At 62.0% G+C, this 21,638-nt stretch carries 19 protein-coding genes and 1 pseudogene; 9 read left to right on the top strand and 11 right to left on the bottom strand.

What is annotated here, in order from left to right:
- Position 1 precedes the first annotated feature (1 nt).
- The 3 genes from Mame_RS07895 to mtnK are packed head-to-tail and all read right to left on the bottom strand — an operon-like array spanning position 2 to position 3,300.
- Positions 2-937 carry a transketolase gene (locus tag Mame_RS07895; protein WP_018067252.1) on the bottom strand — a complete coding sequence of 312 codons (936 nt, stop codon included), beginning with the start codon at positions 935-937 and terminating at the stop codon, positions 2-4.
- A 3-nt stretch (positions 938-940) separates the two neighbouring features.
- Positions 941-2,035 carry an S-methyl-5-thioribose-1-phosphate isomerase gene (gene mtnA, locus Mame_RS07890; protein WP_018067253.1) on the bottom strand — a complete coding sequence of 365 codons (1,095 nt, stop codon included), beginning with the start codon at positions 2,033-2,035 and terminating at the stop codon, positions 941-943.
- Complete coding sequence (gene mtnK, locus Mame_RS07885) at positions 2,032-3,300, bottom strand: S-methyl-5-thioribose kinase (protein WP_018067254.1); 1,269 nt, start codon at positions 3,298-3,300, stop codon at positions 2,032-2,034. The genes mtnA and mtnK overlap by 4 nt, the downstream gene beginning before the upstream one ends.
- Before the next feature lie 173 nt (positions 3,301-3,473).
- Between mtnK and Mame_RS07880 the strand changes: the two genes are divergently transcribed.
- The 3 genes from Mame_RS07880 (at position 3,474) to Mame_RS07870 (ending at position 7,239) form a co-directional block, all read left to right on the top strand.
- The gene (locus Mame_RS07880) at positions 3,474-4,988 is read left to right on the top strand and encodes a sugar ABC transporter ATP-binding protein (protein ID WP_018067255.1); all 1,515 of its coding nucleotides are present in this window, start codon (positions 3,474-3,476) and stop codon (positions 4,986-4,988) included.
- Entirely contained in the window at positions 4,985-6,058 is a 1,074-nt protein-coding gene (locus Mame_RS07875; protein WP_018067256.1) for an ABC transporter permease, read from the top strand. Before Mame_RS07880 ends, Mame_RS07875 begins: the two co-directional genes overlap by 4 nt.
- A gap of 131 nt (positions 6,059-6,189) precedes the next feature.
- A complete protein-coding gene (locus Mame_RS07870; RefSeq protein ID WP_018067257.1) occupies positions 6,190-7,239 on the top strand; it encodes a substrate-binding domain-containing protein in 1,050 nt (349 codons plus the stop codon).
- A 478-nt stretch (positions 7,240-7,717) separates the two neighbouring features.
- Here Mame_RS07870 and Mame_RS07865 read toward each other — a convergent pair.
- The 5 genes and pseudogenes from Mame_RS07865 to Mame_RS07845 form a co-directional block, all read right to left on the bottom strand.
- Positions 7,718-8,247, bottom strand: a pseudogene (locus Mame_RS07865) (IS6 family transposase); the annotation flags it as partial.
- Positions 8,248-8,435: 188 nt separating this feature from the next.
- Entirely contained in the window at positions 8,436-9,080 is a 645-nt protein-coding gene (locus tag Mame_RS07860) for a GntR family transcriptional regulator (RefSeq protein ID WP_155122054.1), read from the bottom strand.
- A 214-nt stretch (positions 9,081-9,294) separates the two neighbouring features.
- Positions 9,295-10,812 carry a tripartite tricarboxylate transporter permease gene (locus Mame_RS07855; RefSeq protein WP_018067373.1) on the bottom strand — a complete coding sequence of 506 codons (1,518 nt, stop codon included), beginning with the start codon at positions 10,810-10,812 and terminating at the stop codon, positions 9,295-9,297.
- Position 10,813: 1 nt separating this feature from the next.
- On the bottom strand, positions 10,814-11,272 hold the full coding sequence (locus Mame_RS07850) for a tripartite tricarboxylate transporter TctB family protein (protein ID WP_018067372.1): 459 nt from the start codon (positions 11,270-11,272) through the stop codon (positions 10,814-10,816).
- A gap of 51 nt (positions 11,273-11,323) precedes the next feature.
- Positions 11,324-12,280 (bottom strand): tripartite tricarboxylate transporter substrate binding protein, encoded by a 957-nt coding sequence (locus tag Mame_RS07845; RefSeq protein ID WP_018067371.1) that lies wholly within the window; start codon positions 12,278-12,280, stop codon positions 11,324-11,326.
- Positions 12,281-12,541: 261 nt separating this feature from the next.
- Between Mame_RS07845 and Mame_RS07840 the strand changes: the two genes are divergently transcribed.
- Genes Mame_RS07840 through Mame_RS07825 form a run of 4 tightly spaced genes read left to right on the top strand, consistent with a single transcriptional unit; the run spans position 12,542 to position 16,216 of the window.
- Positions 12,542-13,429 (top strand): DUF1932 domain-containing protein, encoded by an 888-nt coding sequence (locus Mame_RS07840; RefSeq protein ID WP_155122053.1) that lies wholly within the window; start codon positions 12,542-12,544, stop codon positions 13,427-13,429.
- A complete protein-coding gene (locus Mame_RS07835; protein ID WP_018067369.1) occupies positions 13,416-14,351 on the top strand; it encodes an NAD(P)-dependent oxidoreductase in 936 nt (311 codons plus the stop codon). The genes Mame_RS07840 and Mame_RS07835 overlap by 14 nt, the downstream gene beginning before the upstream one ends.
- Positions 14,348-15,025, top strand: a complete 678-nt coding sequence (locus Mame_RS07830; RefSeq protein WP_018067368.1) for an RraA family protein — start codon at positions 14,348-14,350, stop codon at positions 15,023-15,025. The genes Mame_RS07835 and Mame_RS07830 overlap by 4 nt, the downstream gene beginning before the upstream one ends.
- Complete coding sequence (locus Mame_RS07825; protein WP_018067367.1) at positions 15,026-16,216, top strand: alpha-hydroxy acid oxidase; 1,191 nt, start codon at positions 15,026-15,028, stop codon at positions 16,214-16,216.
- Between the two features lie 659 nt (positions 16,217-16,875).
- On the opposite strand, the gene Mame_RS07820 is transcribed toward Mame_RS07825, so the two are convergent.
- From Mame_RS07820 to Mame_RS07810, 3 genes are read right to left on the bottom strand one after another with little or no spacing between them, the layout of a single operon-like run.
- The gene (locus tag Mame_RS07820; RefSeq protein ID WP_018067366.1) at positions 16,876-17,928 is read right to left on the bottom strand and encodes an ABC transporter substrate-binding protein; all 1,053 of its coding nucleotides are present in this window, start codon (positions 17,926-17,928) and stop codon (positions 16,876-16,878) included.
- A gap of 4 nt (positions 17,929-17,932) precedes the next feature.
- Positions 17,933-19,300: a sensor histidine kinase gene (locus Mame_RS07815; RefSeq protein ID WP_026173922.1), complete on the bottom strand. Its 1,368-nt coding sequence runs from the start codon at positions 19,298-19,300 to the stop codon at positions 17,933-17,935.
- A complete protein-coding gene (locus Mame_RS07810) occupies positions 19,293-19,967 on the bottom strand; it encodes a response regulator (protein ID WP_018067364.1) in 675 nt (224 codons plus the stop codon). The genes Mame_RS07815 and Mame_RS07810 overlap by 8 nt, the downstream gene beginning before the upstream one ends.
- 161 nt (positions 19,968-20,128) lie before the next feature.
- Here Mame_RS07810 and Mame_RS07805 point away from each other — a divergent pair, with 161 nt between their 5' ends.
- Both Mame_RS07805 and Mame_RS07800 read left to right on the top strand, forming a co-directional pair.
- The gene (locus Mame_RS07805) at positions 20,129-21,121 is read left to right on the top strand and encodes a Bug family tripartite tricarboxylate transporter substrate binding protein (RefSeq protein ID WP_018067363.1); all 993 of its coding nucleotides are present in this window, start codon (positions 20,129-20,131) and stop codon (positions 21,119-21,121) included.
- A 78-nt stretch (positions 21,122-21,199) separates the two neighbouring features.
- Positions 21,200-21,631: a tripartite tricarboxylate transporter TctB family protein gene (locus tag Mame_RS07800; protein WP_018067362.1), complete on the top strand. Its 432-nt coding sequence runs from the start codon at positions 21,200-21,202 to the stop codon at positions 21,629-21,631.
- Positions 21,632-21,638: the final 7 nt, after the last annotated feature.

Below are 21,638 nucleotides of genomic sequence, written 5' to 3'. Positions count from 1 at the left end.
ATCAGGCCTCTTCGATTTCGTGCATGTCGACGCCGAGCTCTTTCGCCAGCGCGTCGCGCATCTCCTTGCGTTCGGCTTCGCTCTTGAAGCGAACGTAATGCAGGCGCGGGAAGCGTTTCTTCAGGAAGTCCATGCCCTGAAACGGTGAAGTATTGGCAAGGATCACCAGCGGCTTGCCGGGCTCGGCGCTGTCGGCGGCCTTGCGCATGGCGTCGAGGTCATGCCCGTCGATCGAGCGGCAGGTCGCGCCGAAGGCGGCAATCCGTTCCGGCAGGTCGTAAAGCTCCTGAACCGAGGACATGGCGCCGTCGCATTGCTGACGGTTGACGTCGACGATCACCCGGATGTTGTCAATTTCGTGGTGGCGCATGGCCGACAGGCATTCCCAGGTCTGGCCCTCCTGGAACTCGCCGTCGGACATATAGACCCAGACCTTGCCCTTGTCGCCGGCGCGCTTGCGGGCGAAGGCGACCCCGGAGGCCATGGAAAGCCCCTGCGCCAGCGAACCGGTGGTGACTTCCATGCCGGGGCTGTGCTCGGCCCCGATCATTTCCACCGAGCCGCCATCCTTGTTGAAATGGTCGAGCGCGTTCTCATCCATGCGGCCGACCTCGATCAGCGCCGAATAGATCACCAGCGCATAATGGGCGGGCGAGACGAAGAAGCGGTCATAGTCCGGCGCGAACGGGCCGTGATAGCCTGCGCCGGTAAACGCATCCGGGTTGTGGGCCGACGGCACGCCGGCAAAGGGTTTGGGAACCGGCGGCAGCGTCGGCGCGCCCAGATGAAGCGCCTCGTTATAAAGAAAGGCGAGGCTTTCGGCGGCAGAACAGGCCTGGCTCAGATAGCCGCCATTGTTGCGCATCGTGTGCAGGAACACCCGCTTGCGGATACCATGCGCGATATCCTCGGTGGATTTTTCGTTGGTCAGGGACATGGTCTAGTTTTCTTTTTCAAAGAGGCGGGCAAGGCCTGGGGCGGATGCTTCGGCGATGCCGCGTTCGGTGATCAGGCCGGTGACAAGGCGGGCGGGGGTGACGTCGAAGGCCGGGTTGCGGGCCGGCGTGCCCTTTGGCGAAATGCGCACCGAGATGATCTCGCCCGCGGAGTTCTCACCCTGCACAAAGCTCACCTCGTCGCCGTTGCGCTCCTCGATCGGGATTTCCGCGACGCCGTCACGGACTGTCCAGTCGATGGTGGGCGATGGCAGCGCGACATAGAACGGCACGCCGTTATCCTTGGCCGCCAGCGCCTTGAGATATGTGCCGATCTTGTTGCAGACATCACCGGATGCGGTGGTCCGGTCGGTGCCCACAATCACCATGTCGATCTCGCCATGCTGCATAAGATGGCCGCCGGCATTGTCCACGATCAGGTCATGCGGCACGCCATGGCCGTCCATTTCCCAGGCGGTCAGCTGCGCGCCCTGATTGCGCGGGCGGGTTTCATCGACGAAGACGTGGACCGGAATGCCGGCCTCCATTGCCAGGTAGATCGGCGCGGTCGCCGTGCCGTAATCGACGGTGGCAAGCCAGCCGGCATTGCAATGGGTGAGGATATTGACCGGTTCGCCCGGCTTCTTCTTCGCCGCGATTTCCTTGATGATCTCCAGCCCGTGGCGGCCGATCGCGCGGTTCAGCTCCACATCCTCATCGGCGATTTCGGCGGCGCGGCGGTAGGCCGCCTCCGCACGCTTGTCGGTCGCGACGATCGAGAGCGTGTGCCGCATTTCATCGAGCGCCCATTTGAGATTGATGGCCGTCGGCCGCGTTGCGTGCAGCTTGTTGCAGGTCGCATTGAGATGAGCGTCAGTGGGATCATCCGCCATGGCGATGGCGATGCCATAGGCCGCCGTCACGCCGATCAGCGGCGCGCCGCGCACCCACATGTCGGCGATCGCGGTGGCGATCTCGTCGACCGTGGACAGGGTGACGACACGGAAATCATGCGGCAGCCAGCGCTGGTCGATGATCTCTACGGAAAGGCCATCCTGATGCGGCCAGATCGTGCGGTAGTGTTTATCGCCAACCTTCATGGGGCGCTCTCCTCTTCCAGCCGGCTGGCCAGTCTTTCCAGTGCGTCAAGGCTGCTGATATGGCGGCGGTTGACGGCGATATGGCGGCCGAATTCCAGCGCGGCGGTTTCGCAACGCGCCTTTTGAGCCCTATCCGCAATGGTCTCGAAATCGGCATTATGGGCGAGGCCCAGAATACGGCGATGGATTTCCAGCCCGGCAAAGCCCAGCATGTCCTCGAACAGCGCATGCAGGAACCGTTCCAGCGCCTGTTCCGCGCCGAGCGTATCACCCTGATCCTCATAAAGCGCGCGCTGGAACAGAATGCCGGTGCGCTCCTCGCGCCACAGCCGCGAAAACTCGTCGCGGAAAGCGGTCCATGTGCCCGTGATTGTATTCAGCAGGTGGCGGCGCACATTCCCACGCGCGCCGTTCTGTTCATGGCCGCGCTGCGAGAAGAAGCTCATCCAGTAGTTGGCGAGCAGCATGCCGACATCGAAGGCCATCGGGCCGTAATAGGCGAATTCGGGGTCGATCACCCGCGTCTCGTCCTCGGTGACCATGATCGAGCCGGTATGGAGGTCGCCATGCAGCATGGTCTCGGCGCGGGTGACGAAGGCCTGCTTCATTTCCTGCGCCGTCACCTTCAGGTCGCGGTCGGCCCTGAGCCTTGCCACGATGCCGTCGAGTTCGGGCGTCGTATGGCTGTTCATCTCGGCATCGTAATAGGGGTCGGTGAAGACCAGTGCCTCGGTGATGTCGCACAGCGCGTCATTGCCGGCAAACAGCGCCATGTCCTTCTTGCGCGCCGCCGCCTCCAACGAAAGGTCGGAGCCGCGGAAAAGCGTGCGCGCCATGAACAGGCCGAGATCTTCGGCAAGCCGTGGCAGTACCTGCCCTTCGATCAGCGCTCGTCTCAGGATGATATGCGGGCTCAGGAATTCCTGAACGATGATCGCCTGACGCTCATCGAAATAGAAGACTTCCGGCACGCTTCCCGGCGCGCGGTCGGCCTGGCGGATGAGGGCGTTGTATTCGAAGAACGATCGGGTCAGCGGCAGCGGCCAGCCTTCGCCCACAAGCCGCACATAGGGCAGCGCCTGCTTGACGATCATGCTTTTGCCGCCGCCCTCGACGATGAAGACGAGGTTCAGATTGCCGTCGCCGACCTCCCGAACCTTCCAGCCCGAAGGCGGACCCAGCTTTTCCGTCAGGATTTCGAGCGTTCCCAGCCGTGACGGCAGGGTTTCAGGCTCAAGGGCCGCAAAGGCCTGTTCCAGCGCCATAGACATCCTCCCAAATGCGCCCCGACGATATGCGCTCGCGGGGCTTTTCAACACGGTAGCGCCGCGCTCTGTCATTTGTCAACAGCAATGACAATTGCTATTTTTATTTTCTGTCAAATGTCATTGCTGTTGACATTTGATGATTTTGATCTCTAGGATGGTAGCGGGAGGAAATGATTTTCATGACCGCAGTGTTCCGCATAGACGGGCTGCGCAAGGCGTTCGGGCCGATCCAGGTGCTGGATGGCGTCGATCTGCGCTTGCGCTCCGGAGAAGTGACCGTGCTGATGGGAGCGAACGGCGCTGGTAAATCCACGCTGGTGCGCACCGTCACCGGGCTCTATCGCCCCGACAGTGGCACGATCACGCTTGCCGGCAAGCCTTTCACCCCCGCTACCCCGGCGGAAGCCATCCGCGCCGGCGTCGTCACCGTGCATCAGAACATCAATGACGGCGTTGCCGCCGATCTCGATGTCGCGACCAATCTTGTGCTCGACCGGCTGACCGGGCGCGGCGCTTCGGTGTTCTTCAATCCTTACAAAATCCGCAAACAGGCCCGCGTCGTCGCCGAAGCCATGGGGCTCTCGCTCGACCTGTCGGCCCAGGTATCCGACCTGTCGCTGGCCGACCGCCAGATGGTGGCGATTGCCCGCGCCATGGCCCACAAGCCGCGCGTTCTCATTCTCGACGAGCCGACCTCGTCGCTTTCGAGCGCGGAGGCGGACCGGCTGTTCGCTCTACTTGACCGCTTGCGCGCCGATGGCGTTGCGATCCTCTATATTTCGCATCGCATGTCGGATATCCGCCGGCTGGCCGATACCATCGTTACGCTGCGCGATGGCCGTATCTCCGGCGTGTTCGAAGGTCCGGAACTCGATTACAAGGGCGCTGTCGACGCCATGCTCGGCCGCGCCATCGGCCATGGCCATGTCGATGTCCGTGATGGCGGGGCCGAGGTTTTCTCGGCAAAGGATCTCCGGATCGCGCCCGGCAAGAAGCCTTTCTCGCTGTCGCTGCGGGAGGGTGAAATCGTCGCGGTCACCGGCCTTGTCGGCGTCGGCAAGACCGCGCTTGCGGAAACGCTGTTCGGCGCGCGCCGGCCCCATGGCGGGCAGATGAGGCTGGAGGGCAAGAGCTACGCGCCGAAAAACACGGGCGCGGCCATCGCAAACGGGGTGTTCCTGGTGGCCAAGGATCGCGCGGTCAGCGGGATCGTGCCCGATTTCAACATCTACGAAAACATCAGCCTGCCGTTTCTGCGGCGCCTGTCCTCCTTCGGGATCATGAGCCGGTCGCGGGAAAAGGCGCAGGCGCGCGATCAGATCACCGGGCTCAATGTCGTCTGCCGCACGGAACGCGATGCCATGCAGACGCTGTCCGGCGGCAACCAGCAAAAGGTGATGGTCGGACGCTGGCTGAGCCATGACGCGCGGCTGCTGATCCTCGATGAACCGTTCCAGGGCGTCGATATTGCCGCCCGCCGCGATATCGCATCGACGCTCAGGCAATCGGCGGGCGGGCGTGCCACGCTGGTGTTCCTGACCGAACTCGACGAGGCGTTCGAGATTGCCGACCGCATTCTGGTGATGTCCGAGCACACGATTGTCGGCGAGCACCGGAATCTCGATGTCGACCTTGATACACTTCTCGCCCAGATCGCCGGGCGTCTGGAAATGGTGAGCCAATGACCAACAAAGAAAACGCCCTCGCCCAGAAGCTCACCGCCGCGAATCCGGCCGAAAAGCCTGGCGGCCGCCAGTCGGGCAATGTCCGCGCGCTGGCAATCCGCTATGGCTTTCTGACGCTGCTGTTGGCGCTGGTTCTGGTGTTTTCGATCGCCGCTCCGGGTTTTGGCTCGCCGCAGAGCGCGGTCTTCATCCTGCAATCGGTGTCGATCACCGGCATTCTGGCGCTCGGCGTCACGGCGACGCTGGTGGTCGGCGGCTTCGACCTTTCGATCGGCTCGGTGGCGACCACGGCGCTGATGGCCTCTTCATACGTCATGGTGGTCATGGGCGGCAATGCGTTCGAAGCCGTTGCCGTCTGCCTCGTCATTGGCGGGTTGATAGGCCTGATCAACGGCGTTCTGATCGTCTACGGTCGCGTTCCCGATCTCCTGGCGACGCTCGGCATGATGTTCCTGCTTCTCGGCCTCCAGCGCATTCCGACCGAAGGCCGGTCGATTGCGACCGGCATGACGCTGCCGGATGGCTCGCAGGCCGAGGGCGCGTTCAGCGCCGCCTTTCTGGCGCTCGGCCGCCACCGCTTCGATTTCATCCTGCCCAATCTCGTACCGGTATCGGTTGTGGTGCTGATCGTTCTGGCGATCGCGATCTGGTTGTTTCTGGAATTCACCCGGTTCGGCCGGATGATGTATGCCGTCGGCTCCAATGAGCGCGCCGCAGCGCTCGCCGGCGCGCCGGTCAACGGCTACAAGATCCTCGCCTATGTGATTTCGGCCGAGTTCGCCTCGATCGGCGGCATTCTTCTGGCCGCCCGTCTCGGCCGCGGCGATATCGCCTCCGGCAACAATCTTCTGCTGGATGCGGTGGCCGCGGCGCTGATCGGCTTTGCCGTGCTCGGCGCTGCCAAGCCCAATGCCTTCGGCACGGCCATCGGCGCGCTGTTTGTCGGCATTCTGCTTCAGGGGCTGACGATGATGAACGCGCCCTATTACACCCAGGACTTCGTCAAGGGCGCGGTGCTGGTGATCGCGCTGGTGTTCACCTTCGCGCTGTCGACCCGGCACAAGCATTGACCGGGCACTGAACATGAACGGGCGGTGTTCACCGCCCGTCGACAGGACCGATACTGGCGCCGGTATCGGGCACTGCGGGAGGAGGCGCAAGCGATCTTAAAACTGGATCTCAGACGTGGAGGAATGACAACATGAAAATCACACGCAGACTGTTCAACACCATGGCGGCGAGCGCAATGCTTTCCGCCGCCGCGATGCCGGCGCTGGCGGCCGACATGCCGGCCCCCTTCGACAAGCCGGAGGACGTCACCATCGCGCTGGTGCGCTATCTTTCGACCGGCGACTTCTTCCAGTCCTATCTGGCTGGCGTCGAAGCCCAGTCGAAGGCGCTCGGCCTCAATCTTCGCGTGCTCGACAGCCGCCAGGATGCCGCCCTGCAGGCCGACATGGTGGATCAGGCGATCGCGCTCGGCGTTGATGGCATCATCATCCAGCACGGCCTGACGGAAAGCATGCGCGAAGCCGCACAGCGCGCCGTCGATGCCGGCATTGATGTGGTTGCCTTCGACGTAAACGTCGAAAACGACGCCATTCCGCAGATCGAACAGTCGGACCATGATCTCGCCCGTCTGGCGCTGGAACAGGCGATCGAGGACAATGGCGACAGCTTCAAGGCCGGCTATGTCTACGTCCCCGGCATCGCGCCGCTCGACCGCCGCGACGAGGTCTGGCAGGAGTTCAAGGAGAAGTATCCGGGCATCGATGAAGTGGCCACTTTCGGCACGCTCGACAATCCGATCGCCAACTCGGTTGCCAACCAGGCGCGCTCGGTTCTCTCGGCAAACCCGAACATCACCGTCATGTTCGCGCCCTATGACGAGTTCGCCAAGGGCGTGAAGATCGCCGTCGACGAAGCCGGCATGTCGGATGCGATCAAGATATATTCGGCTGACGTCTCGACATCCGATATCGCCGCCATGCGCGAACCCGGCAGCGCCTGGGCCGCCACCGCGGCCACCAATCCGGCTGTCGTCGGCGAAGTGTCCGTCCGCGCGCTGGCAATGATGCTCGCCGGCGAAGACCCCGGCCACAACGTTATCGTGCCGCCGACGCTGATCACCCAGCAGGTGCTTCTTGATGACGACATCAAGAACATGCAGGAGCTCAGCGAAAAGCTGCCTGCCTTCGCCCACGCCGATGTCGCCACGCCCGACTGGATGCCCCTGCCCGACCGGCAGTAGGTCGACATTCTCCCAAGCGTATCAGGCGACCACCGCCTGAAGAACGCTGCGAAGCGAGCCCTGGCGACCTGCCGGGGCTCTGTTTGTTGACAAACCTCGTGGGTCATCACGACCTTGCCACGCTCTCTGCCGGAAAAGGGGACTTTGTCAACAGGCTGAGTCCCGGCTATCGGCCGCAACTCGTCGTTTCAGTTGCCCGGGAAGTCCGAAACGATTGGATTGAAATCTCCGGATTTTCCATTGAACATTGTGCGCGCCGCCCGGCACTTCGGCGAGCCGGCAGCCGGGGATGGCTTTCCAGAGCGCCTATGGCTGGCTCCAGCCATAGGAGCGGTCTCCATCGCCCCAGATCACCGTATGCGGTGTTCTGGTCAGACCTTGGCGAAATAATTCCAAGGCAGCAACTCATTGATCTGCTTCTGTGGCATCGTAAACTTAACTGCAACGAGGGCAGACAATGCCACCGGCCTGTTTCATCGATCATGCTTCGCCGCCTGACCGGCCGGTGAGAATTCTCCGCCCGATTGTTCAACCCTTTGCGGGAGTGATGCTCGACACAAGGCATGATTTCTCGCTTTGCCGCGTCGTAGGGTCGCAGCTTGTCCGTGATCATCACCTGCGACGATCGGCCATGGTCCTTCAAGAGCTTTCGCATCAGGCGCTTGGCGTTTCGTTGGCTTTGATCAAGAACATCCAAGACGAAACCGTCCTGATCAACGGCGCGCCACAGCCAGTGCGTCTTGCCACGCATTGAAACAACGGCTTCATCCAGATGGCACTTGTCCCCAAGCTGACCGGACGATTTACGACGGATTGCGTTGGCAAAGGTGCGGCCGAATTTCTCCGCCCACAGCCGGACGGTTTGGTGAGAGACAATGATCCCGCGAGCAGCCAGCAAGCCCACGACCAGTCGCAGGCTCAGAGGAAACCGGAAATAGAGCCACACGGCGTGGGCAACGACTTCAGGGGGAAGCGATGGCGACGATATCGCGGATCACGGTCTGTCATGGCCTGTCATTCGCACATCAAGTGCCACATTCCGCTCAGTTGACGATGCCTATGGCCCTGCCGGCCCGGAATTGATGAGGGCGAGAATGCTGTCCTTGAATCACAGGCTTTGAGGCAGAACCGTTTGAAGTGCAAATCGACGCTTTGTATGCGCGATGCCGCTGGATGGGGGTATCCACCGCATCAGATCACTCTTCCGACGTTCGCCGCCTGAAGCGCTCCAGCGCGGCATTCAGGTGGCAGGCGACCGCCGAGCGCGCCCAGTCACCATTATGCAGCTTGATGGCCTTGACGATCTCCCGATGCTGGCGGAGGCTTTCCTCGACATCGGCATCCTCGTAAATGAAGAAGCCGCCGATCACCTGCGGCACTTCGAGCAGATGTTTGCCCGATAGCCTCAGATAGGGGCTGCCCGAAGCTTCGTAGAGCATTTCGTGAATGACGCGATTGCCCTGATCCATCTTCTTGATCCAGTCGGCACCCTTGACGGAAAACTGCCTCTCCATTTCCTCGCAGGTCTGTTCCATCACCGCAATCTGCTCGTCACTTGCTTTCTTGGCGCAAAGATAGGCGCCGTGCCCTTCAAGAAGGACACGAAGCGCGAACACATCGGCAGTGTTCTCCATCCCCCAGGGCGTCACGAGCGCGCCGCGCTTTTCGCCGGGTATCAGAAGACCTTCGGATGTCAGCCGTGCGATGGCATTGCGAACGGGAGTACGGCTGACGTCGAAGTCCTGGGCAAGGGCCTCCTCCTTTAACTGGCTGCCGGGGAGATAGTATCCGGAAACCAGCCGCCGCCTGAGCTTGGAGTAGACAACCTCGGAAACTTTCATCTTCTCTTCCTTCTCCGCGCTCTCCGGCTTGCCGTCATCCCGAAAATCGGGACCGGCCCGCGAAAGGCGCGATGCGCAAATCCAGTCGGCCGAAGCAGCCCTTGTGCGCCCGAACGAACACACGGCGTCCAGCCTTGATCGGGAATGAGGTTAGCACAGTCTGGAAGCAAAATGGCCAAGTCTGCGCGTGGCCATTTACAGATCAGCCGTGTTTCTACTCTTGCGAACCGGCGGCGACAGCCTCGCGCTTCTTGCGCGACATCAGCCGGTTAAGGATCGGCAGGACAGTCGTTGCGAGGATCAGCGCGATCAGGATGATCGAGATCGTTCCCTGGAAAATGCCGATAACGCCGTTGTTGGAAATCAGCAAGGCGCGCCGCAGATTTTCCTCTGCGATGGGGCCGAGGATCACAGCCAGAACCGCAGGCGCGGTCGGGATGTTCAGCTTTTCCATGAAATAGCCCAGAATGCCGAAGCCGAGCATCATCCAGACCTCGAACATGCTGTTATGGATGGCATAGACGCCAACCGTGGCGAGGATGAATATCATCGGTGCAAGCAGCTGGGGGGGCATCTTAAGCACGTTGACGAAGGCGCGCGCGCCAAAGCGGCCGAGAAGCAGCATCAGTCCCGATGTCACGAGCATGGCAAGCATGAATCCGTAAGTAATGTCGGCATTTTCCCGGAACAGCTGCGGTCCGGGCACCAGGCCATGCACCAGAAGTGCCCCGAGGATGACGGCTGCAACCGAACTGCCGGGAATGCCGAGTGTCAGCGCCGGAATGAGCGTTGCGGCGGTATCGGCATTGTTGGCGCATTCGGGCGCGGCGATGCCTTCAGGCGCGCCCTTGCCGTATTTTTCCTTGTCAGGGTCGCTGCGCCGCTGCTCGTTCCACGCAAAAAGGGCCGCGACATTGCCGCCGAGCGCGGGGATGATGCCTGTAATCACGCCGATCAGCGATGCCTTGATCCAGACCGGAATGAGGCTCGACCAGCGAAAGCGCACCGTATCACCCTGCTGCACAGGCCTGACGTCCGTATCCGTCTTGATCGGGCTCAGCGCCAGATCGATCGCGGGCGGAATGGCATAAAGGCCCGTCAACAGGACGATGATGTCAACGCCGCTGAGCAGTTCCAGCCTGTTGAAGGCGAACCGCTCGATGCCGGTCAGCATGTCGATGCCGATCATGCCCACGAACAGCCCAAAACCGGCGGAAAGAAGTCCCTTGACCGGATTGGACGACAACAGGACCGCGATGGTCATCATGCCGAAGATCGCCAGCCAGAAATAATTGGCGGCACTGAACTTCAGGGCGATCATCGACAATGGCGGCGCAAGTACAAGCAGCGCGACGGCGCTGACGGCGGAGCCGATGCTGGACGATACGAGCGATATGCGAAGGGCAAGGTTTGCCTGCCCCTTCTGCGCCATCGGATAGCCGTCAAACACGGTGGCAACGCCGGCCGGCGTGCCCGGAATGCGCAAGAGGATGGCGGGGATCGAACCGCCATACATCGCGCCGTTATAGATACCGGCGATCATGCCGAGGGCGGCCACCGGAGACATGGTGAAGGTCAGCGGAATGAGAACGGCAATACCCATGGTCGCCGACAGACCCGGCAATGCGCCGACCGCAATCCCGATCGCCGTGCCGCCAATCATCGCCAGGATGGTCATGGGCGCAAGCAGAAGGGGAATCGCGTCGAGGATGTGCTGAAAAACCTGACCCATCCTAGCCTCCGAAAGTCGAGAGCAGGCGTTCCGCAGGCAGCGGAACAGCAAGGAAGATGCGGAATACGACGATCAGCAGCGCGATGAACAGCGCCGTGGCAATCACGAGGCCCTTCGGCTCCCGGTAGCCGAGGCCATACGCCACTGCCGGCAAAATGACGATCGCCGTCGAGTAGAAGCCGAGATACTGCATGCCGAACACGAGTCCGAGGCCCGCGACCGTCAACAGGACGGCGCCGCGAAACTGCTGCGGCGTAATCGAGATGACCCGGTCGGGATGACGCCCCAGAGAGGCGACGGATTGCAGACACCAGATTGCCGAAAGCGCAACCATCAGTGCCATAATGGCGCGCGGCATCATTCCGCCTTCGCCGGAATAACCCCAGGCCTCGAACAGGCCGAGCGCACTGAAGAGAAGCGAAACCAGGGCTGCCCCGGTTTCGACCTTAGCTCTTTCCATGACATCCTCCCGGAAGAAATGCTGCGGGGCGCAGAGGCCCCGCAGAGATGTTTACTGCTGTACCCAGGGTTCTGTTTTCCACAGTTCCTCGAAGGTTGCATTCAGAGACTGGAGTTCGGCAATAAAATCCTTGGAGTCGAGGTAGGACAGAGCCAGATGCTGCTGTTTTGCCTTCTCCTGGAATTCCGGATCTTCGACGGCGGCCTTCACCGCGGCTTCCAGCTTGGCCTTGATATCATCAGGCAGGTTGGCCGGCGCGCCGATGCCGCGCATCGAGCCCATAATGATATCATAACCCTGTTCGCGGAAGGTCGGGACATCGGGAGCCCCGTCCCAGCGCTCGGCCGCCATCTGGCCGAGGACAACCAGATTGCCTTCGTGGACGTCGGCAATCGTCTCGGAAATGTTCATGCTGGCCATCATCACATGACCGCCAAGCACTGCCGTGCGCACATCGGCATTACCCGGAAACGGAATATGCTTCAGCTTGACGCCTGTTTTCCGCTCGAATTCGAGAGCGGAAAGATGGTCGTCAGAGCCGAGACCGGTGGTGCCGTAGGTGACTTCGCCCGGATGCTCCTTGGCGTAGGCGATCAGCTCTTCGAGCGACTTGATATTGCTGCTTGGCAGGAAGCTGAAGGCATCCGGATCGTCGATCACATTGGCGATCGGCGTGAGGCTCTCCAGCGAATAGCGGGCCTTGCGCTGGATGGGAATTGTCAGGAGGTTCGGCGTGTTGATGAAGCCGATCGTGTAACCGTCGGGCTTGGACTGCGCCAGTTCGGTGAAGCCGATCTCGCCGCCAGCACCCGGCTTGTTCAGAACCACGATGGACGCGTCGTCGCCAAGGTATTTTTCGATAAAGGGCGCAAGCGTGCGCGCCGCGATGTCAGTACCGCCGCCAGCGCTGTAGGACACGATCATATTGATCGGGCGGTCGGGGTATTCCGCATGGGCCGCAGAGATACCCAAAGCCAGAATCGCGGATGCGATAGCGAGTGTCTTCATTCTTTTTCCTCCTTGTCGCCCGGCTCCTCCCGGGCATTTCTGGATACAATTTAACCTACTTGAAGCGACGAGAACTGGGAAGATTTTTTTGAATCTATCCGATATTATTATAATATCTAATTGTTATTATTAGATATTTTTTATGTTCCCGTTCACATTCGATGGTACTCTTCCGATAAGCGGGAGAAATTCGTATTGATTTTTGTCTCGATTTTTGTTCTTTCGTGAGCCAAAGAGTACGAGGTTCAGGAGGAGGCTCGCTTGACTGATCTGCAACCATCAAACACCGTGCGGTTATTGATTGCGGGCTATGGTGCCGCAGGCAGGGCCTATGCCGTCGGCTTTCGCCGGGCAGGCGCCGACGTCACCGCCATGGATCCCTTTGCCGATGGCAAATCACAAAAGACCGCCCTTGCAGCCGGCATTGTTCTGGATACGAAACTGCCGGGCGATCTCGGCGCGTTCGATCTGGTGATCATCCTTTCTCCTGCTGCCGCCACTCTCGGTATCATTCGGGAGCTGGCCGCCCGCACCGGAACCTGCCCGGTTCTGGATCTGACCTCGTCTGCCCCCGGCGCCATGCAGGAAGGCGCACTTATCCTTGGCGAGCGGTTCATCGATGGCACGGTTCTAGGCGCGGTCGGACTGGGCGGACTGGCAACGCCGATGGTTTTCGCCGGAAAGCAGGCAGAAACCGCCGCCGCCATGCTGCGGCCGCTTGGCTGCCGGATCTCGTGCATTGACGGAGCGCCCGGAAGCGCGAGCCAGCTGAAACTGCTGCGCAGCTTGTTCATGAAGGGGCTGGAAGCGCTTTTTGTCGAAACCCGGCTTGCCGCAGCCACGCTCGGCCAGAGCGACGGGCTGAGCATTGCGCTCGCCGACCTCGCAGATATCGACATGCCGGCATTTCTTGATGAAATGCTGCGCACCCACCCCAAACATGCCGGCAGGCGGACCCATGAGGTCGCAGCCGTGGAAGAAATGATGCAGGAGGCGGGGTTCACATCCTATATGCTTCCCGCAACCCGTAAGATGTTCACACGAACGGCAGCCGCCGGCACAGGCCCCGACATATCGCCGGAAGAGGCACTCTCCTGGCTGAGCCTTCATTTCACGCCCAAAACGGAAAACGCCGATGCAAAGGCGTAACGTCATCTGGGTAACCGAGCATATCCATCCCGACGCCATGGCGATGCTCAAAGGCGCGGCCGACGTGATGGGGCCCGGCCCTCTCCCCGAAGCACGCCGCGGCGATGTCACCGCAATCGTCGTGCGCGCCCACAAGGTCGACAGACCGCTGCTCGAAAACCTGCCCGGTCTGAAAGTGATCGGCAAGCACGGTGCGGGCACCGACAATATCGACATGGACGTGGCAAGGGGGCGCAATCTGCAGGTCTTCCGCGCCGATGGCGCGAATGCGGAATCCGTTGCAGATCTGGCGGTGCTGTTCGCGATGCTGCTGTTGCGCTCGCCGGACCTGCATGATCAGTCGCTGAGGCACGACGCGCCGAAACGCTCCGACATTCCGCAGGGTTTCGAGGTATCGGAGCGCAAGATCGGCATTCTCGGGATGGGCGCCATCGGGCGAGCGGTGGCAGCGCGGCTGGTTGGCGGGTTCGGCGCTGATGTGGCGGGCTATGATCCGGCCTTGACACAGGAGACCTGGCCAGCGGGTGTCCGGCGCGAGGCCGACACTCCGGCCCTCCTGCAGCGAACGGATCTTCTGTTCCTGCATCTGCCATTGCTGCCTGAAACCCGAAACCTGATCGACAGGTCGCAGCTGTCCATGCTCCTGCCCGGCGCGGTGATCGTCAACTGCGCGCGAGGCGGGATCGTCAACGAACAGGCGCTGGCAGACGCGCTTGCCTCGGGACAGGTCGCCGCCGCCGCCTCCGACGTGTTCGAAGTGGAACCGCCGGCGCGCGACAACCCGCTGCTTGCCGGCTCCGGCCGCTTCATCGCCACCCCTCATATCGGCGCATCCACGAATGCCGGTTTGCGCCGCACCGGACTGATCATCGTCCAGAAGGTTCTGGACGCTCTCAACGCTTTGGAAGGAGAAAACGCATGACCATCGGGTTTTGTGTAAGGAAACGTCGCCGCGCGGTCAGCGCCGCGCTTGCGGAAGAATTCAGCAAACTGCCCGTCGCCAATGCCAGCGACTGCATGTCGCGCATGTTTGCCGGCGGCTCCAGGTTGCGCCCGATCCATGATCCCGACGGCGTTCTGGCGGGCCCGGCGCTTACGGTGCGCGCGCGTCCCGGCGACAATCTCATGCTGCATCACGCGCTCGATATCGCCGAGCCGGGCGATGTCATCGTCGTCGATGCAGGCGGCGACCTCACCACCGCGACGATGGGCGAGATCATGGTCGGAATCGCCCAGCGCAACAAGGTTGCCGGCATCATCATCTATGGTGCCATTCGCGATGCCGAGGAAATCAACCGGATGAAGTTCCCGGTCTACGCCGCTGGCGTCACACATCGCGGGCCCTACAAGGACGGCCCCGGCGAAATCAACACGGCGATCGCCATCGAGGGCATGGTCATCGAGCCGGGCGACCTGATCATCGCCGATGGCGATGGCGTGCTCAGCATTCCCTATGACGAGGTCGAAACCGTCCTGGCCGCCACGAAGAAGAAGTTTGCCGCGGAGCAGGAAGAAATCGCCCGCATCGCCGCGCGAACGGACGACCGTAGCTGGGTGTTGAACACGCTCAACGCCCGTGGCTGCGAATTCGAATAGATGACGCCGTCATCGATCGGCATCGCCCAACGCAAGGCGGACCGGACGCCGAGACGACTGCGCCGCGCACTTTCACTTGATGATTTCGAAGTGCGCGCGCGCCGCCTGCTGCCATTGTCGATGTTCGGCTATGTCAGCGGCGGCGTCGAAACCAACAGCAGTCTTCGCGCCAATCGCGCGGCGTTTCAGGCTATAAGCTTCGAACCCCGGATCATGCGGGATGTGTCGACGCGCAGCCAGAAGACCCGGCTGTTCGGCAACAGCTACGGCGTGCCTTTCGGCATTGCGCCCATGGGCTTCAGCGCTCTCGTGGCGTATGATGGCGATGTCGCTCTCGCCAGGGGAGCGCGGAGCGCGGGCAGTTTCGCGATCTGTTCCGCCGCCTCGCTGACGCCATTGGAACGGGTGGCGCGCGAAGCCGGGAGCCGCTGGTTTCAGGCCTATGTTCCGGGCGACGACGACCGTATCCTTGCGCTGGTGGATCGGGTCGCAGCCGCTGGCTTCGATCATCTGGTGATAACCGGCGATGTCCCCGTGACAGGCAACCGGGAAAACAACGCCCGTAATGGATTTGACGCCCCCTTCCGCATCACCCCGCAACTGATCTGGCAGGGCATGACCCATCCCCGCTGGACGATCGGAACGCTCGGGCGCGAGCTTTTCAAGCGCGGTATGCCGCATTTCGAAAACATGGAATCGGTGCAGGGGCCGCCACTCTTTTCCCGCAATCTGGTGCGCTCGACGATCGCGCGCGACAAGCTCACATGGGAACACCTGAAGCTGATCCGCGCACGCTTTTCGGGCAAGCTCATTCTCAAAGGCGTGCTCTCGCCGGAAGATGCGAGACTGGCACGGCAAACCGGTTGTGACGGCATCATCGTCTCCAATCATGGCGGGCGTCAACTCGACGGCGCCGTGGCCCCCATCGTGGCTTTGCCGGCGATCAGAAAGGCCGTTCCCGACATGACAGTGATGCTGGATAGCGGTATCCGGCGGGGCACCGATGTACTCCGGGCAATCATGCTGGGAGCGGATTTCGTCTTCGTCGGCCGGCCCTTGCTGTATGCCGCCGCAACCGATGGCGAGGCGGGCGTCAGCCATGCCATGGGGCTGCTGCGAGACGAGATCGATCGAGACATGGCCCTTATGGGGATCGTGTCGCCGCATGATCTGCGCGTGCCATCAGCTTAGAGTATTTCGCAGCTAGGGTGGAGACCGTGCAAATTGCCGATATAGGCGTAAAGATTCTATTGCGGTCGCGTTCTTTGTCAGCACTTTGCCCTGAATGTGGGAGACCAAGCCGATGGCTTTGCCTTCCGACGGGGCCAGACCTATGGAACGATCGTTTGCGATCTCGAGCAGCGGAAATCCGCTACATAGTTGCTGGATCGCGCGGTGGATATGGCGCGTGCATGGCTTGCCGAACATCCGTCGATCTCGATTTTTACGCGGGGTCGCGGCGGTGGATAGGGCGAAGCAGTCGCGAAGGCTTTGCCTCATGCTGATCAAATCGCCAACTGACGGCACCTCATGGGAAATTCGAGCCAGGCGTTTCTGGATACTGTCAGCAAATCGACGTGCAATATCAGACAGGCGGCCGGCAGCAGTGTGGTTGACCCAAAGCTTCCGACCTATGCCGAACGGCTGCGGTATGAGGGAGACCTGCGCCGGCAGAAGAGTCTTGCTACTTCCTTTGGGCGTGGCGGCCGGGCAGGGCAATCCTCGATGTGATTCTGCGAGCCTGGAACGGCTAAATGCGCTTTTGAGACAGAGGAGGGCCCGAGTTGGATCGATTACTCGGTAACGAGACGCTAGCGCGATGACATCTGGTCTGGAAGGGGACGAGCTTGTCACTCTTCGTTTGGAAATGCGGCGCGCCAACGTTCGCGGAAAATATATCGCTTCTGCCTGTCGAGCGCGATCAGAAGCGTCGGAGAAAGCGGGATCAGGCGTTCGTTGGACTGCGCCGCCTCCGGCAATTCGAGCGGCGAACCATCGTCATCGTCCAACCGGACCAGCAGCAGCGCCTTTTCGAGCGCTTCGCGGCCGGCGCGCGAAAGAAGGTAATCGAGAAAGTCCGCGGCCAGCGCCTTCGCGGCGGCATCGCGCGGTATCATCGCACCGCGCGAAAGGATGAGCGTGTAGTCGCTGGGCGCGATGATGCCGAGCCGTGGGTCTTTCTCGGCGCGGGCCAGCGCATAGGACCCAAGAATATTGTAGGCAATGAGGTACTTGCCCTCAATCACCGCATCGATGATTTCGGCGGAACAGCAGGTCGCGACCGCGCCGCTGCGGCCGAAGGACTCCATCAGGCCGCCAAAGGTGGTTGCCTCGAGCGAATCGGCAAAAGCCAGGAGATAGCCGAGCCCGGATGTCTCGATATCATAGGTCGCCAGCCGCCCCCGGTAGCGGCTGGTTTCCGGGCGAAGCAGATCGAGAAGGTCGAAGCGCGATCGCGGGACGTCCATGGCGGGCACCAGCTCGGCATTGTAGACCATCACCGCGGGCTCGCGCGAGATACCCCAGAGCTGGTCGCGCCATCTGAGCTCGCTTGGAAGCGATGCGGTCTGATCGGATCGGTATGTCGCGGCGCAGCCGTCATTGACCAGCCGCACCATCTGGTCGACCGCCGAACTGATGACGAGGTCGGCGCCGGCGATCCCTCCGGCGCAGTCCGTGGCTGTAAGCTCGTAGAGATCGTTGGAGCCCCACTGCTCATATTCGATCCTGAGATTCGGGTTTCCCGCCAGATAGTTCTCGAGCACCGGCCTCATGGCCGTAAGATCCGTGGTCGAGCGGATGACGAGCGGTTCTGCCGCGGCCGGCCCGAACGTCTCCGACAGTTCCTGCGCCGCGGCGGGAAAGGGCCAGACGAGGAAAAGAACACAAGCGAGATGGCGCATATCGTTATCCGTCCTTGGGCAGGTCGAGGGCGGCCTCGAACCCGCCTCCGGTGGCATGAAACGATATCCACCCGGCGTGGCTCGCAGCAACCGCATGCGCGATCGCGAGCCCCAGACCGCCGCTTCCCTTGCTCTGATCGCCGGCGAAACGCATGCCCGGCTCGTCGAGAATCTCCGCTGGCGGGCCATCGCCCTTATCGTACACCCAAAGGATCGCGCGGTCGCCGCTGCGCACACCGATCCGCACCGGCGGGCGCCCGTGATTGAGGGCATTGCCGAGCAGGTTCTTGGCCGCCTCGGCAAGTGACATCATGTCGCCACGGACCATCACCGGTGAGTCAGGAAGGTCGAGGGAAACCGCGTACTGTTTCCCGAAAGCACCCGGCTCGTTCGCCTCGAAAGCCTCAATCGCGACATCGCGGAGGTCGACGAGCGCGCGGGGGGCCGTATCCGCGCGGTGTATGATCATCGCATGGTTCAGCATCTGGTCCAGCAGGTGACTGAGGCTCACTGCGCGCTCATGAATGCGGGCCACCATTTTTTCCCGACGCGTGGCATCGGGTTCTTCCGCTGCCAACTGGGCTTGCGCACGAATGGCGGCAACGGGGGTGCGAAGCTGGTGCGCGGCATCGCCGATCAGGTTTCGGTTGGTTGTCATCTGATGGTCGAGACGTGCCATGAATCCGTTCAGCGACTCGACGAGCGTTGCGACTTCGGACGGAGCGGACAGATCGATGGGGGTCAGGTCTGTCGGGTCGCGTTGCCTGAGCGCGAAACCGATACGCGGCAGAGGCAGAAGCGCCGAGCGCATCACCAACCACGCAAAGAACGCCATGGCCGCGCCGGCTGCACCCAGAACGATGAGCGCGTTCTGCGCGATATCGCGGGCCAGTTCCGTGCGCGCCTTCAATGTCTGACCCACGATGACCTGCACCGGTCCCGAAAAACTGCGTTCCGCAAACCGGCGCACAAGACTGACATAGCGCGCTTTTTCGCTCCCGAACGCCCCGTCATAGAACACGACATCGCCTTCCGCCCGTGGCAAGGGCGCGGTATCGTAACCGGTCAATGTCTCTCCGTCCGGACCGACGATGCGGTAGCTGATCCGGTCATCGGGCGCGAGCGCCAGCAGCTCGAACGCCGAGATCGGCATGTCGACCAGTGCTGCGCCGTCGCGTACCGTGATGGATTCCGCGATGTCGCTCGCCGCGCCGACAAGCAGCCGGTCATAGGCCTCGCGCGCGGCCTGGCGGCCATAGGCAAGGGCTGCCACCAGAACCATCGCGCCGCCGACGGCCAGCACGGCGGCCATCGCGAGCGCGACACGGCTCTTGAGTGACAGTGTTCCGCGCAGGCCGGCCGCCTTACTCATCGCGGACATCCAGCCGGTATCCAAGACCGCGATGCGTCTCGATCGCGACGCCGGCGCCCGCCAGCTTCTTGCGCAGCCGGGCCACGTAAAGCTCCACCGTATTCAGGCCGACATCCGTGTTGTCGAATGAAAACAGGCCGTCGAAAAGGCGCTCCTTGGACATGATCTGACCGCGATGGGCCGCGAGAAGATTGAGCAGCGCCATTTCGCGGCGGGTCATGCCGACGAGGTCGCCGTCGCATCGCACGGTCTGTCCGGCCGTGTCGATCACCAGTCGGCCCAGCGTGAGCTGGCTGTCGGCCAGGCCGCGATTGCGGCGCGTCAGCACACGCAGCCGCGCCTCCAGTTCGCGCAGGTCGAATGGCTTGACCAGATAGTCGTCCGCGCCTTCGTCCAGTGCGCCGACGCGCGAGGATACGTCGAAGCGCGCCGTCAGCATCAGGACCGGCGTGCGGTTGTCATCGCGGCGCAGGCTGCGCAAAAATCCACGACCGTCCCCGTCCGGCAGGTTGATGTCGAGCACGATCACGTCGAACGCCTGCGCTTCGAGAAAAGCCGCCGCGTGCGCGATGTCCGCAGCGATATCGCAGACAAAGCCTGCCCGCGCCAGGCTCGCCGCCACGGCCTCGGCGACATCCGCCGCGTCCTCCACGATCAGTACCCGCATTTCGTTTCGCTGCTCCTCCGCCGGCTACAGTATACCCGCCTCCACCAGGGCGAAAGTCTCCCTGGCAAGCGATGACAGGTTGGTGACAGCTTGTCCTGATAGGGTGAGCCGATCGGGCAGCAAACAAAGATGTCCGGTCATGCTTTTTTGGAGGAGAGAACATGAATTTTTCATTTCCCGGGCGCAGCCTTCTGGTTGCCGCCGCACTCACCCTTGCACCGCTTGCGGTTTCCGCGCAGGATTTCACGCCCGAAAATCCCGAATGTATCGCTCCCGCCAATCCCGGCGGCGGCTGGGACTTTACCTGCCGGCAGGTGGGCAAGACCATGCAGGATCTCGATATCATCCCGTCCACCATGCAGGTCGTGAACCTTTCGGGCGGCGGCGGCGGCGTGGCGTTTGCCGAAGTCGTGAACAAGCGAAATGACGACAACGACCTCATCGTCGCTGCCTCATCCGCGACGGCCACGCGCCTCGCGCAGAACGCGTTTCCGGGCAACACGATGGACGAGGTGCGCTGGATCGGGGCCGTCGGCGCCGACTACGGCGTCATTGCGGTCGCTGCCGATAGCGACATCGATACGCTTCCGCAACTGATGGATCAGATCAAGGAAGACCCGACCTCGGTCGCGATCGGCGGCGGTTCGGCCGTGGGCGGCTGGGATCATCTCAAGGTGCTGATCGCTGCGCAGAAGGCCGGCATCGAGGACGTGCGCAAGGTCAAGTACATCGCCTTCGCCGGTGGCGGCGAAGCCGTCACGCAGCTCCTTGCCGGTTCGCTCCAGGCCTTTACCGGCGACCTCTCCGAAGCCAAGGGCTTCGTCGAATCCGGCGACATCAAGGTGCTTGCCGTCCTGGCCCCCGAACGCCTCAGCGGCGAGTTCTCCGAATTCCCGACCGCCAGGGAGCAGGGCATCGATGCGATCGGCGCCAACTGGCGCGGTTTTTACGGCCCGGGCAAGATGAGCGACGCAGCCTACAACTACTGGGTCGATGCAGTGGGCACGCTCTATGGCTCCGATGAATGGAAGGCCGTGATGGAACGGAACGGGCTTGCCCCTCTCGACCTGCAGGGCGAGGAATTCCAGCAGTTCGTGGCTGAATCGGTGCAGAACATCACCGACCTGTCGAAACAGATCGGCATCCTGCAGTAACCGTCCGCAATACCGGAAAAGCGCCCTCGCACGCCGCTGCGGGGGCCTGACAGTATCATCGTTTATTGTGAGGATAGAATGAGCGATCGCATTTTTGGCGGGATCGGCTTGGTTATCGCCATCCTCTTCGCCTGGCAGGCCTCGATCATCCAGGAAAGCTTTCTGACTGACGCCGTCGGCCCGAAAGTCTTTCCCTACATCATCGCCGCCGTGATGGGTATTTCCTCGGTCTACTTCCTGTTGAAGCCGGACCCCGAGCCGCACTGGCCGCGCGCCGGACGTCTTGCGGAGATCGGCCTGGCCGTGCTGGTTCTCGCCGCCTATGCGGAGCTGCTGCCGGTTGCCGGATTCGTGATCGCCACGGCAGTCGCCGCGTCTTACCTGACCTGGCGCCTCGGCTCGCGCCCGGTCGAAAGTCTCATCATCGGCATCGGCACATCGGTCGGCATCTACATTATCTTCCACCTGGTTCTCGGTCTTTCCCTGGCCCGCGGCCCGTTCGGATTCTGAGGAGGAA

The organism is Martelella mediterranea DSM 17316, assembly GCF_002043005.1.
Classification (GTDB): Bacteria; Pseudomonadota; Alphaproteobacteria; order Rhizobiales; family Rhizobiaceae; genus Martelella; species Martelella mediterranea.
Note: the sequence above shows the minus strand (reverse complement) of the source record. Positions and strands in the feature narration are given on the sequence as shown.

What these genes read in the sequence shown, in the direction of transcription:
- Mame_RS07895 (WP_018067252.1), bottom strand. Translation starts at nt 937, where the DNA reads ATGTCCCTGACCAACGAAAAATCCACCGAGGATATCGCGCATGGTATC.
- mtnA (WP_018067253.1), bottom strand. Translation starts at nt 2,035, where the DNA reads ATGAAGGTTGGCGATAAACACTACCGCACGATCTGGCCGCATCAGGAT.
- mtnK (WP_018067254.1), bottom strand. Translation starts at nt 3,300, where the DNA reads ATGGCGCTGGAACAGGCCTTTGCGGCCCTTGAGCCTGAAACCCTGCCG.
- Mame_RS07880 (WP_018067255.1), top strand. Translation starts at nt 3,474, where the DNA reads ATGATTTTCATGACCGCAGTGTTCCGCATAGACGGGCTGCGCAAGGCG.
- Mame_RS07875 (WP_018067256.1), top strand. Translation starts at nt 4,985, where the DNA reads ATGACCAACAAAGAAAACGCCCTCGCCCAGAAGCTCACCGCCGCGAAT.
- Mame_RS07870 (WP_018067257.1), top strand. Translation starts at nt 6,190, where the DNA reads ATGAAAATCACACGCAGACTGTTCAACACCATGGCGGCGAGCGCAATG.
- Mame_RS07860 (WP_155122054.1), bottom strand. Translation starts at nt 9,080, where the DNA reads ATGAAAGTTTCCGAGGTTGTCTACTCCAAGCTCAGGCGGCGGCTGGTT.
- Mame_RS07855 (WP_018067373.1), bottom strand. Translation starts at nt 10,812, where the DNA reads ATGGGTCAGGTTTTTCAGCACATCCTCGACGCGATTCCCCTTCTGCTT.
- Mame_RS07850 (WP_018067372.1), bottom strand. Translation starts at nt 11,272, where the DNA reads ATGGAAAGAGCTAAGGTCGAAACCGGGGCAGCCCTGGTTTCGCTTCTC.
- Mame_RS07845 (WP_018067371.1), bottom strand. Translation starts at nt 12,280, where the DNA reads ATGAAGACACTCGCTATCGCATCCGCGATTCTGGCTTTGGGTATCTCT.
- Mame_RS07835 (WP_018067369.1), top strand. Translation starts at nt 13,416, where the DNA reads ATGCAAAGGCGTAACGTCATCTGGGTAACCGAGCATATCCATCCCGAC.
- Mame_RS07830 (WP_018067368.1), top strand. Translation starts at nt 14,348, where the DNA reads ATGACCATCGGGTTTTGTGTAAGGAAACGTCGCCGCGCGGTCAGCGCC.
- Mame_RS07825 (WP_018067367.1), top strand. Translation starts at nt 15,026, where the DNA reads ATGACGCCGTCATCGATCGGCATCGCCCAACGCAAGGCGGACCGGACG.
- Mame_RS07820 (WP_018067366.1), bottom strand. Translation starts at nt 17,928, where the DNA reads ATGCGCCATCTCGCTTGTGTTCTTTTCCTCGTCTGGCCCTTTCCCGCC.
- Mame_RS07815 (WP_026173922.1), bottom strand. Translation starts at nt 19,300, where the DNA reads ATGAGTAAGGCGGCCGGCCTGCGCGGAACACTGTCACTCAAGAGCCGT.
- Mame_RS07810 (WP_018067364.1), bottom strand. Translation starts at nt 19,967, where the DNA reads ATGCGGGTACTGATCGTGGAGGACGCGGCGGATGTCGCCGAGGCCGTG.
- Mame_RS07805 (WP_018067363.1), top strand. Translation starts at nt 20,129, where the DNA reads ATGAATTTTTCATTTCCCGGGCGCAGCCTTCTGGTTGCCGCCGCACTC.
- Mame_RS07800 (WP_018067362.1), top strand. Translation starts at nt 21,200, where the DNA reads ATGAGCGATCGCATTTTTGGCGGGATCGGCTTGGTTATCGCCATCCTC.